16 protein-coding genes are annotated in these 15,651 nt (G+C 70.3%); 3 read left to right on the top strand and 13 right to left on the bottom strand.

Annotated features, from left to right (window positions below; translation table 11 throughout):
• Positions 1-57: 57 nt before the first annotated feature.
• Both DEJ48_RS14670 and DEJ48_RS14675 read left to right on the top strand, forming a co-directional pair.
• On the top strand, positions 58-1,344 hold the full coding sequence (locus tag DEJ48_RS14670; RefSeq protein WP_150216547.1) for an MFS transporter: 1,287 nt from the start codon (positions 58-60) through the stop codon (positions 1,342-1,344).
• A gap of 128 nt (positions 1,345-1,472) precedes the next feature.
• Positions 1,473-2,456: a sigma-70 family RNA polymerase sigma factor gene (locus DEJ48_RS14675; protein WP_150216548.1), complete on the top strand. Its 984-nt coding sequence runs from the start codon at positions 1,473-1,475 to the stop codon at positions 2,454-2,456.
• On the opposite strand, the gene DEJ48_RS14680 is transcribed toward DEJ48_RS14675, so the two are convergent.
• From DEJ48_RS14680 to DEJ48_RS14740, 13 genes are all read right to left on the bottom strand, one after another.
• Positions 2,367-2,738 carry an STAS domain-containing protein gene (locus DEJ48_RS14680; protein WP_223832047.1) on the bottom strand — a complete coding sequence of 124 codons (372 nt, stop codon included), beginning with the start codon at positions 2,736-2,738 and terminating at the stop codon, positions 2,367-2,369. The two genes, DEJ48_RS14675 and DEJ48_RS14680, sit on opposite strands and share 90 nt — an antisense overlap.
• 64 nt (positions 2,739-2,802) lie before the next feature.
• Positions 2,803-3,387, bottom strand: a complete 585-nt coding sequence (locus DEJ48_RS14685) for a Uma2 family endonuclease (protein WP_150216550.1) — start codon at positions 3,385-3,387, stop codon at positions 2,803-2,805.
• 152 nt (positions 3,388-3,539) lie between these two features.
• On the bottom strand, positions 3,540-4,817 hold the full coding sequence (locus DEJ48_RS14690; protein ID WP_150216551.1) for a thymidine phosphorylase: 1,278 nt from the start codon (positions 4,815-4,817) through the stop codon (positions 3,540-3,542).
• 122 nt (positions 4,818-4,939) lie between these two features.
• On the bottom strand, positions 4,940-5,341 hold the full coding sequence (locus DEJ48_RS14695) for a cytidine deaminase (RefSeq protein WP_150216552.1): 402 nt from the start codon (positions 5,339-5,341) through the stop codon (positions 4,940-4,942).
• Positions 5,338-6,600, bottom strand: coding sequence for an ABC transporter permease (locus DEJ48_RS14700; protein ID WP_150216553.1), 1,263 nt, complete (start codon positions 6,598-6,600; stop codon positions 5,338-5,340). The genes DEJ48_RS14695 and DEJ48_RS14700 overlap by 4 nt, the downstream gene beginning before the upstream one ends.
• Positions 6,597-7,736, bottom strand: a complete 1,140-nt coding sequence (locus DEJ48_RS14705) for an ABC transporter permease (protein WP_150216554.1) — start codon at positions 7,734-7,736, stop codon at positions 6,597-6,599. Before DEJ48_RS14705 ends, DEJ48_RS14700 begins: the two co-directional genes overlap by 4 nt.
• Positions 7,733-9,424, bottom strand: a complete 1,692-nt coding sequence (locus DEJ48_RS14710) for an ABC transporter ATP-binding protein (RefSeq protein ID WP_411757456.1) — start codon at positions 9,422-9,424, stop codon at positions 7,733-7,735. Before DEJ48_RS14710 ends, DEJ48_RS14705 begins: the two co-directional genes overlap by 4 nt.
• A 67-nt stretch (positions 9,425-9,491) precedes the next feature.
• Complete coding sequence (locus DEJ48_RS14715) at positions 9,492-10,544, bottom strand: BMP family protein (protein ID WP_150216555.1); 1,053 nt, start codon at positions 10,542-10,544, stop codon at positions 9,492-9,494.
• Between the two features lie 253 nt (positions 10,545-10,797).
• A complete protein-coding gene (locus DEJ48_RS14720; protein ID WP_190537409.1) occupies positions 10,798-11,898 on the bottom strand; it encodes a BMP family protein in 1,101 nt (366 codons plus the stop codon).
• 143 nt (positions 11,899-12,041) lie between these two features.
• A complete protein-coding gene (locus tag DEJ48_RS14725; protein WP_150221185.1) occupies positions 12,042-13,307 on the bottom strand; it encodes a M20 family metallopeptidase in 1,266 nt (421 codons plus the stop codon).
• Between the two features lie 131 nt (positions 13,308-13,438).
• Positions 13,439-13,960: a hypothetical protein gene (locus DEJ48_RS14730; protein ID WP_223832048.1), complete on the bottom strand. Its 522-nt coding sequence runs from the start codon at positions 13,958-13,960 to the stop codon at positions 13,439-13,441.
• Positions 13,961-14,094: 134 nt separating this feature from the next.
• A complete protein-coding gene (locus tag DEJ48_RS14735) occupies positions 14,095-14,538 on the bottom strand; it encodes a GNAT family N-acetyltransferase (RefSeq protein ID WP_150216557.1) in 444 nt (147 codons plus the stop codon).
• Positions 14,487-15,047 carry a cysteine hydrolase family protein gene (locus DEJ48_RS14740; RefSeq protein ID WP_150216558.1) on the bottom strand — a complete coding sequence of 187 codons (561 nt, stop codon included), beginning with the start codon at positions 15,045-15,047 and terminating at the stop codon, positions 14,487-14,489. Before DEJ48_RS14740 ends, DEJ48_RS14735 begins: the two co-directional genes overlap by 52 nt.
• A 34-nt stretch (positions 15,048-15,081) precedes the next feature.
• Here DEJ48_RS14740 and DEJ48_RS14745 point away from each other — a divergent pair, with 34 nt between their 5' ends.
• On the top strand, positions 15,082-15,546 hold the full coding sequence (locus tag DEJ48_RS14745) for a protein phosphatase (protein ID WP_223832049.1): 465 nt from the start codon (positions 15,082-15,084) through the stop codon (positions 15,544-15,546).
• Positions 15,547-15,651 lie beyond the last annotated feature (105 nt).

Genomic DNA, 15,651 nt, shown 5'->3' on the forward strand with positions numbered 1-15,651 from the left:
GATTATGGGGTTTCCATGCATTGGACGCATCAAAAATCCAGTCGTACGTTTCTGGACATGCCTGCTGCCAGTAGCGGGGCGTCCGTCACCCATGCGGTCGCCCCCGCCCCGCCGTCCCCCGATGCCGATACCCGACTGACCCCGGGCGGGCCCGGCTACCGCCGGATGAGCTTCGCGCTCTTCCTCGCCGGCGTCGCCACTTTCGCCCTCCTCTACTCCACGCAGGCTCTCCTCCCCCTCGTCTCCGCCGACTTCGGCGTGAGCGCGAGCACGGCGAGCTGGACGGTGTCGGGTGCCACGGGCGCACTGGCCCTGTTCGTCCTGCCGCTGAGCGCGCTCAGCGAGCGCTACGGGCGGCGCACGATGATGACCGCCTCCCTCACCGTCGCCGTCGCCGTCGGGCTCCTCGTCCCCTTCTCCCCGTCGGTCGAGGTGCTGATCGCGCTGCGCGCGGTGCAGGGCGCGGCCCTCGCGGGGCTCCCCGCGTCCGCCATGGCGTTCCTCGCCGAAGAGGTGCGGCCCAAGGCTCTGGTCGCCGCGATCGGCCTGTTCGTGGCGGGCAACTCCATCGGCGGGATGAGCGGGCGCATCGTCACGGGCTGGGTGGCGCAGGCCTGGGGGTGGCGCGCGGCCGTCGGTGTGGTCGGCGTCGTCGCGGTGCTGTGCGCGGTCGCCTTCCGCGTACTGCTGCCCGCGCCCCGGCACTTCGCCCCGGGCCCGCTCAGCCCCAGGTCGCTCGCGCGCACGGTGCGCACGCATCTGTCGAACCCGCTCCTGTGCAGGCTGTACGCGATCGGGGCGCTGTTCATGACCGTGTTCGGCGCGGTCTACACGGTGATCGGGTACCGCCTCACGGAGGCACCGTTCTCACTGCCGCAGGGCGTCATCGGCTCGATCTTCCTGGTCTACCTCGTCGGCACGGTCTCGTCGGCCGCCGCCGGGCGGCTCGTGACGCGACTCGGGCGGCGCGGCGCGCTGTACCTGGCGGTGAGCACGACGGCGGGCGGGCTGCTGCTCTCCCTCTCCCCTTCGCTGGTCCTGGTGCTGCTGGGGCTGGTTCTGATCACGGCCGGGTTCTTCGCGGGGCACGCGGTCGCGTCCTCGTCGGTGAGCCGGACGGCGACGGCCGGGCGCGCGCAGGCGTCCGCGCTCTACCAGTCCGCGTACTACCTGGGCTCCAGCGCCGGCGGCACGCTCGGCGCGGTCGCCTTCCACGCGGGCGGCTGGGCCGGGACGGTCGGGCTCGGCCTCCTCGCGGTGCTCGGCGTCGTGTCGGTGACGGTGTGGGGGTCGCGCGCGGCGCGGGCGCAGGAGCGGCGCACGCTCGTGGCCCGCTCCTGCTGACTCCTGGCCCGCCCCCTGTTTTCACCTGCGGGTTTTCCCACTCCGGGGGCCGTTGTCAGTGGGCTGCGGTAGCTTCCGATGTGTTGGGCCTCACATAGGGCTCTCTCGCAGCGCAGGGGTGGGTTGGGATGAGCGACATCGCAGGGACGACGACCGATCTGGACGTCACGCTGGAGAAACACCGGGTCGAACTGACCGGGTACTGCTACCGCATGCTCGGCTCGGCCTTCGAGGCCGAGGACGCCGTGCAGGACACGATGGTGCGGGCCTGGCGCAGCTTCGAGAAGTTCGAGGGCCGCTCCAGCGTCCGGTCCTGGCTGTACCGCATCGCGACGAACGTCTGCCTCGACATGCTGAACGCGGGCAACCGCCGCGCCCGCCCCATGGACCTGACCGCCGCGGCGCCGCTGGCACAGGCCGCGCTCAATCCGCGCCCGGACAACACCTGGCTCGAGCCGATCCCGGACGCCCGTGTCCTGCCGACCGTCGGTGACCCCGCGGAGGCGGCCGTCGCCAAGGAGTCGGTGCGCCTCGCGTTCGTCGCCGCGTTGCAGAGCCTGCCGCCCAAGCAGCGCGCCGTGCTCATCCTGCGCGAGGTCCTCGCCTGGAAGGCCAGCGAGGTCGCCGAGCTGATCGACACGTCCGTCGCCTCGGTGAACAGCGCGCTGCAACGGGCCCGCGCCACCCTCGCCGAGCGGCCGGAGGACGACACGGCCGTCTCCGACCCGCTCGACGAGGAGCAGCAGAAGCTCCTGGAGCGGTACGTCGCCGCGTTCGAGGGCTATGACATGGCGGCGCTGACCGCGCTGCTCGCCGAGGACGCCGTCATGACGATGCCGCCGTTCGACCTGTGGCTGCGCGGCACGGACGACATCACGGGCTTCATGACCACGATCGGCGCGTCGTGTGCCAACAGCCGCCTGGTCCCGGTGAACGTGAACGGCACACCGGGCTTCGCGCACTACAAGCCGGACCCCGACAACGGCGGTTTCGCTCCCTGGGCGATCCAGGTCATCGAGATCTCAGAGGGCCGGATCACCGGCTTCCACTGCTTCCTGGACACGCCCCGGTGGTTCCCGCTGTTCGGGATGCCCCTCCATCTCGACGACTAGACCGAGGAGCTCGACGAGACCCACGAGACCGAGCAGGGCCAGCAGGGCGGGGGTGGGGTTCCTGAGGCGGATCCGGCCCCCGGCTCTGCGGGCGGCGAGGTGCAGGCGGGCGACGGCGTCCACGGTCGGCAGGTCGGCGGTGGTGACGGCGGCGACGTCGCAGATCACGTCGCCCCCGTGCGGCCCGTGCCGGGCAGCGGCCACGCGCTCGCTCAGGTGCGGGACGTCTGCGGGGCCCAGTGGGCCCGCGATGCGGATGAGGTTCTCTTCGTCAGCAGCCACGCAAGGGTGACCGGCCGGGCGGCCAGAACTCATCGGTGGGGCGGTTCAGCAACGCGCCCGGGGCTCAGTCGCAGGGGAACGCGCTGGTGTCGAAGTCCAGGTCGAAGGGGGCGGGCAAGGTGATCGGCTCGCCGAACTTGCAGGCCCGCAGGGTGCGGTAGACGTCTCCGCGAGGTTCGCCGTAGAGCGTGATGGTCGGGCCGCCGGGGGCCCACCGGTCGATGAGCAGGTAAAGGGGGATGCCTGCGGCGGCGTACGCGGCGGGTTTGCTGACGCGGTCATGACGGGCGTTGGACGGCGAAGTCACCTCGACCACGAGTTCGGCGGCGCCGGCCGGGACGTGTGTACCCGGGCCTTCGACCTCCGCGACGGGCAGGGCGACCAGGTCGGGGATGAACATGCCCAGCCTGGACGGTACGGCGAGGGACAGCGTCTGGTAGATGCCCCAGTCGTCCGGGAGCACGGAGTAGAGGCAGCGCTGAACCTTCTCCGCGATGACGTTGTGTTCATTCGACGGGCTGGGCGACACGGTGACGACCCCCTCGACGATCTCCACCTTGCTGCCCTCGGGCCAGTCCATCTCTTCCCAGAGACGGACGAGGTCGTCCCAGCTCTGACCGGAGTCATGGCCGACGGTGAGTGCGCTCATGGCGGTCTCCTCTTTCGGTGCGTCGCCGATCCCAGCATGCCGAACGGGACCGGCGGCGGTCCACCGATCCCGTTCACCCGTACGAGTCCCGTCAGGGGCGCGGGGACTGCGCGACCAGCCCCCACGCGCCCGCAGCAGACGAATCAGACGGATCAGCCGATGCGGTCCAGGACAATCGGCGTCGCCGAGAAGTCCGTGCCCGCCGGGGCGATGTCGAACGACCCCTCCACGGACTGGAGCGCGTACGCGAACCGCTCCGGCGTATCCGTGTGGAGGGTGAGCAGCGGCGCGCCCGCCTCGACGGAGTCCCCCGGCTTGGCATGGAGTTCGACGCCCGCGCCCGCCTGGACCACGTCCTCCTTCCGCGCACGCCCCGCACCGAGCCGCCAGGCGGCGACGCCGATGTCGTACGCGTCGAGGCGGGTGAGCACGCCCGACGACGGAGCCGTCACCACGTGCGTCTCGCGTGCCACCGGCAGCGCCGCGTCCGGGTCGCCGCCCTGCGCCGCGATCATGCGACGCCACACGTCCATCGCCGAACCGTCCGCGAGCGCCTTCGCGGGGTCGGCGTCCTTGAGGCCCGCCGCGTCCAGCATCTCGCGGGCCAGGGCGAGGGTGATCTCGACGACGTCCGCCGGGCCGCCGCCCGCGAGGACCTCCACCGACTCGCGGACCTCAAGGGCGTTGCCGGCCGTCAGGCCGAGCGGCGTCGACATGTCGGTGAGGAGCGCCGCCGTGCGGACGCCGCTGTCCGTGCCGAGCTCGACCATCGTGGAGGCCAGCTCGCGCGCGTCGTCCAGGTTCTTCATGAAGGCGCCGGTGCCGACCTTCACGTCGAGGACGAGAGAGCCGGTCCCCTCGGCGATCTTCTTGGACATGATGGAGGAGGCGATGAGCGGGATCGCCTCCACCGTGCCGGTCACGTCACGGAGCGCGTACAGCTTCTTGTCGGCCGGGGCCAGGCCGTCGCCCGCCGCGCAGATGACCGAGCCGACGCCCTCCAGCACGTTGAGCATCTCCTCGTTGGAGAGCAGCGCCCGCCAGCCGGGGATGGCCTCCAGCTTGTCGAGCGTGCCGCCGGTGTGGCCGAGGCCGCGGCCCGAGAGCTGCGGTACGGCCGCGCCGCACGCGGCGACCAGCGGGGCGAGCGGCAGCGTGATCTTGTCGCCGACGCCGCCGGTGGAGTGCTTGTCGGCGGTGGGGCGGGAGAGCGAGGAGAAGTCCATGCGCTCGCCGGACGCGATCATCGCGGCGGTCCAGCGGGCGATCTCCTTGCGGTTCATGCCGTTGAGGAGGATCGCCATCGCGAGGGACGACATCTGTTCGTCGGCGACCGTGCCACGCGTGTACGCGTCGATGACCCAGTCGATCTGTTCGTCGCTCAGCTCGCCCCGGTCGCGCTTGGTGCGGATGACGGAGATGACGTCCATTGGCATGTCCTTCCGGCGGTACGACAGCGTACGTACGTGGATATGCGGCGACTCTACGCGCATAGAGCCGGGAGATGAAGGCGGCCCCGCACCCGAGATCATCAAGGGGGCGGGGCCGTCGGTCAGTTGAGGTGCTGCGGGCCGAACGCGTCCGGGAGCATGTCGCCGAGCGTCCGCACGCCCGATGGCGTCTCCATGACGAGGTCGGCGCCCCCGAACTCGTACAGGAGCTGGCGGCAGCGGCCGCACGGCATCAGGATCTCGCCCTTGCCGTCCACGCACGTGAAGTGGGTGAGGCGGCCGCCGCCGGTCAGTTGGAGCTGCGAGACCAGGCCGCACTCGGCGCACAGGCCGAGGCCGTAGGAGGCGTTCTCCACGTTGCAGCCGGAGACCGTCCTGCCGTCGTCGACCAGGGCCGCGGCACCGACCGGGAAGCCCGAGTAGGGCGCGTACGCACGGGACATGGCCTCGCGCGCCGCTTCCCGCAGGGAGTCCCAGTCGGTGTCCGTGGCGGCAGTCGTCACTTTCCTTGGCCCTTCCTGTACGGCATTCCGTCCGCCTTCGGCATCCGGAGTCGCTGGGCGGAGAGCGAGAGGACCAGCAGGGTCACCACGTACGGAGTGGCGGTGACGACCTGGTTGGGCACCTCGTCGGTCAAGCCGTACCACAGGAACATCAGCGCGGAGACGGCCGCGGTGATCACCGCGGGGACGTACCGCTTGCGCCAGGCGAGGTAGATCGCGCCGATGACCAGCAGGATCGCGATGAGCAGGAGCAGCGCGTGGACGTTGGTGCCGCCACCCCGGAGCTTCAGGCTGTCGGTGTAACCGAACAGGCCCGCGCCGAGCGCGAGTCCGCCCGGCATCCAGTTGCCAAAGATCATCGCGGCGAGGCCGATGTAGCCGCGGCCGCCGGTCTGGCCCTCCAGGTAGATGTTGGAGGCGACCAGGGAGAGGAAGGCGCCGCCGAGTCCGGCGAGGCCGCCGGAGATGATCACGGCCAGGTACTTGTACTTGTACACGTTGACGCCGAGCGACTCGGCCGCGATCGGGTTCTCGCCGCAGGAGCGCAGGCGCAGACCGAACGAGGTGCGCCACAGGATCCACCAGCTCAGCGGGACCATGGCGACCGCGACCACGGTCAGCGGGGAGAGGTCGGTGATGAGACCGCCGATGAGGCCCGCGAGGTCCGAGACGAGGAACCAGTGCTTGTCGTTGAGGTCCTGGAGCCAGTCGGAGAGGCCCGGCACGGAGAAGGTGCCGAGCGACTCGACGGGCGGCGACTGCTTCGACGTACCGCCCTCCTCGCCCTCGAAGGCGAAGGTGGAGAGGTAGCGGGTGGCGCCCAGGGCGAGGATGTTGAGGGCCACACCGGAGACGATGTGGTTGACGTTGAACGTGATCGTGACGATCGCGTGCAGCAGCCCGCCGAGCGCGCCGCCGACGATGCCGAACAGGACGCCCACCCAGGGGCCCCACTGGAAGCCGGCCCAGGCACCGAACCAGGTGCCGAGGATCAGCATGCCTTCGAGGCCGATGTTGACGACGCCCGCCCGCTCGGCCCAGAGGCCGCCGAGTCCGGCGAGGCCGATCGGCACGGCGAGCTTGAGGGCCGTGGACATCTGGCCGGTGGACGTGATGCCGTCCGCGCCGGTGACGAGGCGGACCACGGAGGTCAGCACCAGGACACCCGCGATGATCAGCAGGAGGACGGGGAGCGAGACGCGGCGGCGGCCCGGTGCGGGCTGCTCGGCCGGGGCCTTGGCGACGGTTGCCGAGCTCATCGGGCAGCCACCTCCTTCACGGAGTCGTTGTTGCCGTTGTTGCCGTTCGCCCGGGCGGCGGCGGCCAGTTCCTCACCGACGCGGCGCTGCTGGCGGCGCAGGCCCCAGCGGCGCACCTCCTCGTAGGAGACGACGACCGCGATCACGATGAGGCCCTGCATGATCACCGCGATCTCCTTGTCGTACGCCTCGGGCTGGGCGTAGTCGAGGGCGGGCGACGCCTTGTCGAGGAAGGCCCAGAGCAGCGACGCGAAGGCGATGCCGACGGGGTTGTTGCGGCCGAGGAGCGCGATGCCGATGGCGGTGAAGCCGAGGCCCGCGGGGAAGGAGAGGCTGTACGTGTGGGTGTCGCCGAGCAGGATCGGCAGGCCGGCGAGGCCCGAGACCGCGCCGGAGATCAGCATCGCGCTGAGCACCATGCGCTTGGCGTTGACACCGCTGGCGGCGGCGGCCGACTCGGAGGCGCCGGTGGCGCGCAGGTCGAAGCCGAACCGGGTGCGGTTGAGGACCAGCCAGTACAGGACGCCCGCGAGCACCGAGATGATCACGAAGCCGTAGATCTCGCCGCCCGCGACCTCGATGCCGGGGAACCAGCCGGACTTCTCCATGACGCCGGTGGTCTGGTTGTTGCCGACCGGGACGCCGAAGTTCTCGGTGAGGGTGAGGTAGGCGATGACGCTCGTCGCGATGGCGTTGAGCATGATCGTCGCGACGACCTCGCTGACGCCGCGGGTGGTCTTGAGGACGCCCGCGATGCCCGCCCAGAAGGCGCCGGTCAGCATGGCGACCACCATCAGCATGGGGATCTGCAGGAAGGACGGCAGCGCGAGGTGCGTGCCGACGACGGCGGTCACCATCGCGGCGAGCCGGTACTGGCCGTCGACGCCGATGTTGAACAGGTTCATGCGGAAGCCGATGGCCACCGCGAGCGCCGCCAGGTAGTACATGCCGGCCTGGTTGAGGATCAGCACCTGGACGTCGGAGAAGGTGGCCTGCTCCAGCATCAGGCTGTACGGCTCGATCGGGCTCTTGCCCGAGGCGAGCAGCACGACCGAGGTCAGCGCCACGGCCGCGATCAGGGCGATGACCGGTCCGGCCACCGCGAGGAGCACGCGCTCCTTGTCGAACTTCTTCATCGGGCCTCGTCCTCCGGGGCGTCTTCTTCCACGTGCTCCAGGTGACCCGAGGCGGCACCCGTCATGGCCGAACCGAGCTCCTCCGGTGTGATGGTGGCCGGGTCGGCGTCCGCCACGAGCCGCCCGTTGTAGATCACGCGGAGGGTGTCGGAGAGGCCGATCAGCTCGTCCAGGTCCGCGGAGATCAGGAGCACGGCGAGGCCTTCGCGGCGGGCCTCGCGGATCTGGTCCCAGATCTGCGCCTGCGCGCCGACGTCCACACCGCGGGTGGGGTGGGCGGCGATCAGGAAGCGCGGGTTGTGGCTCATCTCGCGGCCGACGATCAGCTTCTGCTGGTTTCCGCCGGACAGGGAGGCGGCCGTCACGTCGATGCCGGGCGTACGGACGTCGTACTCCTCGACGATGCGGCGGGTGTCGGCCTGGGCGCCCTTGGGGTCGAGCCAGAAGCCCCGCGCGTTCGGCTTCTCGGTGACGTGGCCGAGGATGCGGTTCTCCCACAGCGGGGACTCCAGGAGGAGTCCGTGGCGGTGGCGGTCCTCGGGGATGTACCCGATGCCGTCCTCGCGGCGCTTGCGGGTCGCCGTGCCGGTGATGTCCTCGCCCGCCATGCGGATCACGCCGGAGTCGGCGTGCTTGAGGCCGATGAGCGCGTCGATCAGCTCGGTCTGGCCGTTGCCCTCGACGCCCGCGATGCCGAGGACCTCGCCCTCGTGGATCGTGAAGGAGATGTCGTCGAGGAGAGCGCGCTGCGACTCGCCGCCCGCCAGCAGCTTCAGCTTCTCGACCTGGATCATCGGGCGGTCCGTGACCGTCGACTCCGCGGTCTCCGGCGTGGGGAGCTCGCTGCCGACCATCAGCTCGGCGAGCTGGCGGGGCGTCGTCTCGGACGGGATCGCCGTACCGACGGTCGTACCGCGCCGGATGACGGTGATGTCGTCGGCTACGGAGAGGACCTCGCCCAGCTTGTGCGAGATGAAGATGACGGAGAGGCCCTCGGACTTGAGCTCGCGCAGGTTGTCGAAGAGCGCGTCGACCTCCTGCGGCACGAGCACGGCCGTGGGCTCGTCGAGGATCAGCGTGGTGGCGCCGCGGTAGAGGACCTTGAGGATCTCCACGCGCTGCCGGTCGGCGACGCCGAGGTCCTCCACGTACGCGTCGGGGCGCACCCCGAGGCCGTACCGCTCCGAGATCTCGGCGATCTTGCGGCGGGCCGCGCCGCCGATGCCGTGCAGCTTCTCGCTGCCGAGGACGATGTTCTCCAGGACGGTCAGCTGGTCGGCGAGCATGAAGTGCTGGTGCACCATGCCGATGCCGCGGGAGATGGCGTCGGCGGGGCTGCCGAACGCGACCTGCTCGCCGTCGACGGTGATGGTGCCCTCGTCCGGCTTCTGCATGCCGTAGAGGATCTTCATCAGCGTCGACTTGCCCGCGCCGTTCTCGCCGACGAGGGCGTGCACGGTGCCCTTGCGGACGGTCAGGTGGATGTCGTGGTTGGCCACGACACCGGGGAAGCGCTTGGTGATGCCGACGAGTTCGACGGCGACGGGCGGAGGGTTGGTGGACGCGTCGATGGCGCACTCTCCTCGGGGGCCAGAAGGCCTGAAGGGCCTGAAGGAAAGGGGCCGCCTACGCGCGCAGTGCCCCTGCTGGTGAATATGGCTCGCGCGAACGGGGCGCGGGTGAACCATCGTCCCCCACACCCCGTCGCACGAGAATCACGCTGCCGTTACGGCAGTCGTCGGATCAACTTCCGCCTTACGGAGCGGTCTTGACCTTGATCTTGCCGCCCTTGATGCCCTCTTCGGCCTTCTTCAGGGCCTCCTGGACATCCTTCATCTTCATGAACTCGGGGTTCGAGTCGGCGAGCGCGACACCGCCGGACTTGAGGTCGGCGCGGACGACGCCGCCCTTGGCGTTGCCGTCCTCGACGGCCTTCGCGAGGTTGTACACCGAGCCCGCGACGTCCTTGGTCGCCGACGTCAGGATGTACTTCTTGTACTTCGCGAGGGCGTCCTGCTTGTACTGGTCGGAGTCGACGCCGATCGCCCAGACCTTCTTGGCGGCGGCGGCCTCGATGACGCCCTGGCCGGAGAGGCCCGCGGCGTGGTAGACCACGTCGGCGCCCTTCTCGATCTGGCCCTGCGCGGCGGTCTTGCCCTTGTCGGGGCTGGAGAAGCCGCCGTCCTCGGCCTTCTCGGTCAGGTACTGCTTGACGACCTTGACCTTGGGGTCGGTGTCCTTGACGCCCTGCGCGAAGCCGGCCTCGAACTTGTGGATCAGCGGGACGTCCACGCCGCCGACGAAGCCGACGGTCTTGGACTTGGTGGCCTTGGCGGCGACGACACCCGCGAGGTAGGACGCCTCCTGCTCGCTGAAGACCAGGTCGGAGACGTTGTCGGCCTTGACCGTCTCGTCGTCGACGATGCCGAAGGTGGTCTTCGGGAACTTCTCCGAGACCTCCTTGATGGCAGGCGCGTACGCGTAGCCGACGCCGATCACCGGGTTGTAGCCCTGCTTGGCCAGCTGGGTCAGGCGCTGCGTCTTGTCGGCGTCCGACTCGCCGTCGACGGGCTCGACGGCCTTCTCGCCGGTCTTGAACTCCTTGGCGGCCTTCTTCATGCCGACGGTCGCGGCGTCGTTGAAGGACTGGTCGCCGGCGCCGCCGACGTCGTAGGCGATGGCGACGCCCTTGTTCTTGTCGTCCTTGCTCGCGGCGGCGTCGCTGGACGTGCCACCACAGGCGGAGACGGTTACGGCAAGAGCGGCGGTCGCGGCGCCCGCGACAGCTATTCGAGACACCCGGCGCATAGAGACGAACTCCTTAGTACAAGCAAGCACAAGCACGTTCGAGCGCCTCACCCGGCGCTGATTTCGCCGCAGCGTAACGCGCGTAGACCTGACATAAGAACCCTTCTGTCCGGTCCGTTATCGAGCTGTGGCCACCGGGTGTCGGGGGCCCGAACGACGGGTGGGCGCCCCCCTGATGGGAGGCGCCCAGTCGCCACACGCAGTACTACGTAAAACGTCCCGGACCGTGCGCTACCGGCGCGCTGCGGATGCGCTACGGAACGATCTTGACCTTGACCTTGCCGCTGACGATGTCCTTCTCGGCCTTCTCGACGGCGGCGACGACGTCCTTCATCGCCGTGTACTTCGGGTTCGAGTCGGAGAACCCGACACGGCCCGACTTCAGGTCGTACCGCTGCTCGCCCGTCATCGGCTTGCCCTCGACGACGGATTCCGTCAGGTCGTACACCGCGCCGCCGACGTCCTTGAACGCCGAGCCGAGGATGTAGTCCTTGTACTTCGCCAGGGCCTTCTGCTTGTACTGGTCCGAGTCGACGCCGATGGCCCACTTCTTCTGCGAGCCCGCCTCCTGGATGACGCCCTGCCCGGACAGCCCCGCCGCGTGGTAGATCACGTCGGCGCCGGACTCGATCTGTCCGCTCGCCGCGTTCTGCCCCTTGTCCGGGCTGGAGAATCCGCCTTCCTCGGGCTTCTCGGTCAGATACCGCTTCTCAATCTTGATCTTGGGGTCGACGGATTTCACGCCCTGCACGAATCCGGCCTCGAATTTGTGGATGAGCGGAATGTCCACGCCCCCCACGAACCCGACGTGCTTGGCCTTGCTCGCCTTGGCGGCGGCGACGCCCGCCAGATAGGAGCCCTGCTCCTCGTGGAAGACGAGGTCGGCGACGTTGTCGGCCTTCACCGTGCTGTCGTCGATGATCCCGAAGGTGGTCTTGGGGAACTTCTTGGCGGCGGCCTCCACCGCGGGCGCGTAGACGAAGCCGACGCCGATGACCGGGTCGTACCCCTGCTTGGCGAGTTGTTCGAGGCGCTGGATCTTGTCGGCGCTCGACTCGCCGTCGCCCGGCTCCATGTCGACGCCGCCGATCTTGAACTCCTCGCGGGCCTTCTTGTAGCCCGCGTACGCGGCGTCGTTGAAGGACTGGTCGCCCTGGCCGCCGATGTCGTACGCGAGGCCGATGCCCTTGCCCTTGTACGAAGAGCCCGAGGAGCCGTTCTCCTTGCCCTGGTCCTCCTGCGACGCCTCGTCGCTCGTCTTGCCGCAGCCGGCCGCCGCGAGGGCGAGGACGGCGACAGCCGTAGTGATGCGGGTAACGCGAGTTTTACGGGTTTCTGAAGAGAGACGACGCACAGGAGCACCCCTTGATCGCCAACGCGCCGCATACGGCGCTGATTTCGGCGCACATTAACGCGCGTAGAAAGGGGAGGGAACGGTTTTTCGCGGTGCCGTTACCTCTTCGTGCTTTTGGCCCGTACGTCGAATCCGTCGTGCCCCTAACGCATCGCGTCCAACAGCGCGGCGGCGGTGAACAGTTCCACACCCGCGGTGATCGCCGTCTCGTCGACGTCGAAGTCGCCCTGGTGGAGGTCGCGCACGGTGCGCTCCCCCGGGTGGCGCACGCCGAGCCGGGCCATGGCGCCGGGCACGTGCTCCAGGTACCAGGAGAAGTCCTCGCCGCCGAGGCTCTGCTCGGTGTCCTCGACGGAGTGCAGACCGCGCCGCTCGACCATCGCGTCGCGCAGCAGGTCGCTGATGGTGGCGTCATTGACGACGGGCGGGACGCCGCGGATGTAGTTGATCTCGGACTTCGCGCGGTAGAGGTCGGCGACCTCCTGGACGGCGCCGTGCACCAGGTCGGGCGCGTCCCGCCAGGCCCTGAGGTCGAGGCAGCGCACGGTGCCGGAGAGCTCGGCGTGCTGCGGGATGACGTTCGGGGCGTGCCCGGTCTCGATGCGCCCCCAGGTCACGACGAGCCCGGAGCGGGCGTCGGCCCGACGGGCGACCAGCGCGGGGACCTCGGTGGCGACCCTGGCGGCGGCGGTGACGAGGTCCGTGGTCAGGTGCGGGCGGGCGGTGTGCCCGCCGGGCCCGTCGAGCGAGACCTCCAGGCGGTCGCAGGCCGAGGTGATGGGGCCGTGCCGCAGGCCGATGCGGCCCGCGTCGACCCGGGGGTCGCAGTGCACGGCGACGATCCTGCCGACGCCTTCGAGGGCGCCGGACTCGATGGCGTCGGTGGCGCCGCCGGGCAGTACCTCCTCGGCGGGCTGGAAGATCAACCGCACCGGAAAGGGCAGCTGCCCCTTCTTCGCCAGGTCGGCGAGGACGAGCCCGGCGCCGAGGACGACGGTGGTGTGCACGTCGTGGCCGCAGGCGTGGGCGCGGTCGGGGACGGTCGAGCGGTACGGGACGCCGAGCTTGGTGTCCGGGATGGGCAGCGCGTCGATGTCGGCGCGCAGGGCGAGCATGGGGCGCGGGGCGCGGGACGCGGCGGGCTCCGGCCCGGAAGTGGCCGTGGAGACTCCGATGTCACAGATGAGCCCCGTGCCGGTGGCGAGGACACGGGGCTCCAGGCCCGCCTCCTCCAGGCGGGCCTTGAGGGCCGCGGTCGTACGGAACTCCTGGTGGCCGAGCTCGGGGTGCATGTGCAAGTCACGCCGGAAGGTGACCAGTTCGGCGCGCAGCGCTTCGGACAGCGCGCCGGGCAGTGCTTCCGCGGGGGCGGACTCGGCTCCCTGCTCGGCTTCGGACTCGCGGGACATCAAATGGTTCACCCTGTGAAGGGTAGGGCGACGGTGGGGCCAACTGACCCACGATCAACAAAAGTTCAGCCCGATAGGGGAAGAATTCGTGGCCGCGTGGCGCATGGCCGTTGGTCGCGCTGGGTAACCTTTTAGGCCGCCAAGGGGGATGCGCAGGCCGTCCGGCGCCTGTAATAGGCCACCGTGACCGCCACGAGCAGGGGCGGCCAGGCGAGCAGGGGCGTATAGCAGGCGATGAGCAGGGCGGACTGGGCAGCACTGTCGGTGACGCCCTGCCCTTCGCCCAGGCCCGCGGCCTGAGCGTAGAACGCCCACCCCACGATCGCGAAGAGCCCGGCGGCGCCGAGCAGGGCGGGCACGACGGCGGCGAGGGGCCGCACGGCGCGCCCCCCGATGACGGGTATCCACGACGGCACGACCTCGCCCCACCCTCGCACGAGCCCGAGCGTCAGCAGGGCGAGCCCCTCGGAGACGACGCTCAACATCAGGATGTACACGGCCTCGCCGGCCCCCTGCTGCGGCTCCGCGGTCACGGGCAGCCCCGCGACGAGCGCCACCCGCCACAGCCCCGAGGGCAGCGTGGCGAGCGGTACGGCGTGCGCGGCGAGGACGGCCCAGCGGGGGACGTCGGGCAGTGCGTCGATCTTCAGCATGGTTCTCATGCTGGCGCGGCGGGGGGCACGCCACGTCGTCGTACGGGAGGGGACGAGTCCGCCGCGCGGGGGAGGCGGCGTGCTACCGGGATGAGTCTCGGCTCAGGCGGCCGCGTCGGGCAGTCGCGGCAGGCTCACAGCGCGATGAGCCCGGCCCCCGTCTCCCTGAACCCGCACGCCTCCAAGTAGAAGTCGCCGTGCTCGTCGTCGAAGTCGACGTGCAGCCACTCGCAGCGGGCGTCCCGCGCGCCCCGCACCGCGCGGGCGACGAGCCCGGCGCCGGTCCCCCGTCTCCGGTGCGGCCCCGCCACGACCGTGTCGAGGACGAACGCGTGCACGCCACCGTCCCAGGCGACGTTGACGAACCCGACGAGCACCCCGCGCTCGTCCCGCGCACAGACCCACCCGAGGCTGTGCCGGTGCAGTTGTTCGCGCCAGCCGATGTCCAGCACCGGGTGCCCGAAGCCCTCGGCGTGCAGGGCGTTGACCTCGGCGTTCTCGAATTCGCCCCGCCATTCGTACGTGATCACCGGGCGATCGACTCCGCCCAGGTCGAAGCCGTGACGACCTCGGCCCATTGGGGGAACAGCTTCTCGGTGAGGGTGCGGTGGACGTCCGGGTCCAGGTCCAGGCAGGCGTCGGAAAGGATCGTCAGGGGCAGGTCCATGTCGTTCGCGCGGCACGCGGTGTGCAGGACCACGCCGCTGGTGGCGATGCCCGTCAGGACGAGGTGGTCGACGTCGTGGGCCCTGAGCACCAGCTCCATGTCGCTGCCCGAGAACGCGCCGGCCCGCCGCTTGGTCACCACGGTCTCGCCGGGCCGCGGCGCCACGTCGGGGTGGATCTCGCTGCCGCGGGCGCCTTCGGTGAACAGGCCCGCCTCCCGGACGGTGCGGACGATTCTGGTGGGCGGGGCGACGTCCGGCACGTCCGGGCGTAGTCCCATCACCACGTAAATCACTGGTACGCCCGCCGCCCGTGCCGCGTCGATCGCCGTGCGCAGCCGCGCCAGGTATCCGGACCCGTCGTCCGCGAGCTCCACGACGTCCCGCTGGATGTCCATCACCAGGAGAGCGCTGTTCGCCATGTCGCCGTCCTTCCCGTCGCCTAGCCTCCGAGGCATGACGCCTCCTGACATGCCCGAGACCGACGAGACAAGCACATGGGCGAGCGGTGCCGCCGGAATTTTGCGGTTGCCCTCCGGGCGGCTCGTCCGGGGGCGGGGGCTGCGGCATCCGCTGCCCGATGGGGACGTGCCCGACTTCGGTGTCTACCTGCTCGGCAAGCAGCCGCCCGAAGTGGCCTGGAAGGCGGCGTGGTTGCCGTGGCCCGACTTCCGGCTGCCCGGCGACCGGGAGCTCGCGCGGAAGGTGTTCCTCGAGGTGTGGGAGCGGGCCGCCGTGGAACGCGTCGAGGTGGCGTGCGGGGGTGGGCGGGGCCGGACCGGGACGGCCCTCGCCTGTGTCGCCGTGCTCGACGGGGTGCCGGCGGCGGAGGCCGTCTCCTACGTACGAGAGCACTACGACCGGCATGCGGTCGAGACGCCCTGGCAGCGGCGGTACGTCCGGCGCTTCAGCTCCTCATAGTGTTTCGATGGGTTCTGGCTCGGGTGGGGGCCGCTCTGCTGGGCCGTGTCCTGCGCTTGCGTCCTCATGCGGCTGAGGAGGCCGCTGTTCACGGGGGTGACGATG

It is taken from the genome of Streptomyces venezuelae, assembly GCF_008642315.1.
Classification (GTDB): domain Bacteria; phylum Actinomycetota; class Actinomycetes; order Streptomycetales; family Streptomycetaceae; genus Streptomyces; species Streptomyces venezuelae_D.

Excerpts from the sequence above, each read along its gene's own strand:
- DEJ48_RS14670 (WP_150216547.1), top strand. The coding sequence starts at position 58 with ATGCCTGCTGCCAGTAGCGGGGCGTCCGTCACCCATGCGGTCGCCCCC.
- DEJ48_RS14740 (WP_150216558.1), bottom strand. The coding sequence starts at position 15,047 with ATGGCGAACAGCGCTCTCCTGGTGATGGACATCCAGCGGGACGTCGTG.
- DEJ48_RS14710 (WP_411757456.1), bottom strand. The coding sequence starts at position 9,424 with ATGGTTCACCCGCGCCCCGTTCGCGCGAGCCATATTCACCAGCAGGGG.
- DEJ48_RS14745 (WP_223832049.1), top strand. The coding sequence starts at position 15,082 with ATGACGCCTCCTGACATGCCCGAGACCGACGAGACAAGCACATGGGCG.
- DEJ48_RS14690 (WP_150216551.1), bottom strand. The coding sequence starts at position 4,817 with ATGGACGTCATCTCCGTCATCCGCACCAAGCGCGACCGGGGCGAGCTG.
- DEJ48_RS14715 (WP_150216555.1), bottom strand. The coding sequence starts at position 10,544 with ATGCGCCGGGTGTCTCGAATAGCTGTCGCGGGCGCCGCGACCGCCGCT.
- DEJ48_RS14675 (WP_150216548.1), top strand. The coding sequence starts at position 1,473 with ATGAGCGACATCGCAGGGACGACGACCGATCTGGACGTCACGCTGGAG.
- DEJ48_RS14735 (WP_150216557.1), bottom strand. The coding sequence starts at position 14,538 with ATGGGCCGAGGTCGTCACGGCTTCGACCTGGGCGGAGTCGATCGCCCG.
- DEJ48_RS14705 (WP_150216554.1), bottom strand. The coding sequence starts at position 7,736 with ATGAAGAAGTTCGACAAGGAGCGCGTGCTCCTCGCGGTGGCCGGACCG.
- DEJ48_RS14685 (WP_150216550.1), bottom strand. The coding sequence starts at position 3,387 with ATGAGCGCACTCACCGTCGGCCATGACTCCGGTCAGAGCTGGGACGAC.
- DEJ48_RS14700 (WP_150216553.1), bottom strand. The coding sequence starts at position 6,600 with ATGAGCTCGGCAACCGTCGCCAAGGCCCCGGCCGAGCAGCCCGCACCG.
- DEJ48_RS14725 (WP_150221185.1), bottom strand. The coding sequence starts at position 13,307 with ATGTCCCGCGAGTCCGAAGCCGAGCAGGGAGCCGAGTCCGCCCCCGCG.
- DEJ48_RS14730 (WP_223832048.1), bottom strand. The coding sequence starts at position 13,960 with ATGCTGAAGATCGACGCACTGCCCGACGTCCCCCGCTGGGCCGTCCTC.